The organism is Mycobacterium sp. E740 (assembly GCF_001672895.1).
Lineage (GTDB): Bacteria > Actinomycetota > Actinomycetes > Mycobacteriales > Mycobacteriaceae > Mycobacterium.
Genome location: NZ_LZKP01000195.1, coordinates 1 through 1,668, shown reverse-complemented (window position 1 = coordinate 1,668; position 1,668 = coordinate 1). Strand labels below are relative to the sequence as shown.

The following is a 1,668-nucleotide window of genomic DNA, read 5'->3' as shown; positions in this document are numbered from 1 at the left end:
CTTATCCCGACAGGTTGAAGTTGCCGTTGGAACCGTAGATGGACAGTGACACCAGCAGGGTGACCGAGACGACGACGACCAGGCTGGTGCGCACCGCGTTGCCGACTGCCACACCGACACCGGACGGGCCGCCAGAGGCGAAGTAGCCGAAGTAGGTGTGGATCAACAGGATCGTGATCGCCATCAACACCGCCTGCAGAAACGACCACAACAAGTCGATCGGGTTCAAGAAGGTGTCGAAGTAGTGGTCATAGAGACCACCGGACTGGCCGAACAACACCACCGTGGTGAACTGCGAGGCGACGAACGACAAGATCACCGCGATCGAGTACAACGGGGTGATCGCCACCATCCCGGCCACGATGCGTGTGGAGACCAGATATTCGACCGGGCGGATCGCCATCGACTCCAACGCGTCGATCTCCTCGTTGATGCGCATCGCCCCCAGCTGCGCGGTCACCCCCGCACCGAACGTGGCGGCCAACCCGATCCCGGCCACCACCGGCGCGGCGATGCGCACATTGATGAACGCCGCCAAGAACCCCGTCAGCGCCTCGATACCGATATCGCCCAGCGATGAATAGCCCTGCACCGCCAACGTGCCACCGGCAGCCAACGTCAAGAACCCCACGATCGCGACCGTGCCGCCGATCATCGCCAACGTGCCCGCACCCATGGAGATCTCGGCGATCAACCGCACGATCTCCTTACGGAAATGAATCGCCGCGTGCGGCACCCCGGCCAGCGCGCGCACATAGAACAACATGTGGTCACCGATGCGGCCCAACCACTCCACCGGCCGCTTAGCACCGCGGGTCAACCGCGGATAAGTGCTGCGCAACACCGCCACCGTGCCCATCGCAACTCCCGCCCTAACCCGACGTCATCCGGATACCGATGGCGGTGACCACCACGTTGATCACGAACAACGCCATGAACGCATACACGACCGTCTCGTTGACCGCATTGCCCACCGCCTTGGCCCCGCCACCGGTGATCGTCAACCCCCGAAAACACGCCACCAAACCGGCGATCAACCCGAACAACGCCGCCTTCACGCAGCTGATGATCACCTCGGGCACCCCGGTCAACAACGTGATCCCCGCCGCGAACGCCCCCGGATTGACGTCCTGGATGAACACCGAAAACGTGTAACCACCCAGAATGCCGATGATCACCACCAAGCTGTTGAGCAACAAGGCGACCAGTCCTGAAGCAAGCATCCGCGGCGTCACCAACCGCTGCACCGGGTTGATGCCCAGCACCTCCATCGCGTCGATCTCCTCGCGGATCGTGCGCGACCCCAGATCAGCACACATCGCCGTCGCCCCCGCACCAGCCACGATCAACACCGTCACGATCGGACCCACCTGCGTCACCGCACCAAACGCCGCGCCCGCCCCGGAAAGATCCGCCGCACCCAGCTCCCGCAACAAGATGTTCAACGTGAACGACACCAACACCGTGAACGGGATCGCCACCAACAACGTCGGCGCCAACGACACCCGCGCGATGAACCAACACTGCTCCAAAAACTCACGCCACTGAAACGGCCGCCGGAACACAAACCGCACCGCATCAGCCGACATCGCGAACAACGCACCAACCGCCTGCATCGGCCCAGCCAGATTCCGCAACGGCGGCAACCCCGCAGACCAGCGCTCCGGC

At 63.3% G+C, this 1,668-nt stretch carries 2 protein-coding genes; both read right to left on the bottom strand.

The features are described from left to right. Nucleotide 1 precedes the first annotated feature (1 nt). Complete coding sequence (locus A5663_RS19020) at nucleotides 2-859, bottom strand: ABC transporter permease (protein ID WP_068152673.1); 858 nt, start codon at nucleotides 857-859, stop codon at nucleotides 2-4. Between the two features lie 13 nt (nucleotides 860-872). Continuing rightward, the coding region (locus A5663_RS19015) for an ABC transporter permease (RefSeq protein ID WP_231976833.1) at nucleotides 873-1,668 on the bottom strand (796 nt) is incomplete at its 5' end.

What these genes read in the sequence shown, in the direction of transcription:
- A5663_RS19020 (WP_068152673.1), bottom strand. Translation starts at nt 859, where the DNA reads ATGGGCACGGTGGCGGTGTTGCGCAGCACTTATCCGCGGTTGACCCGC.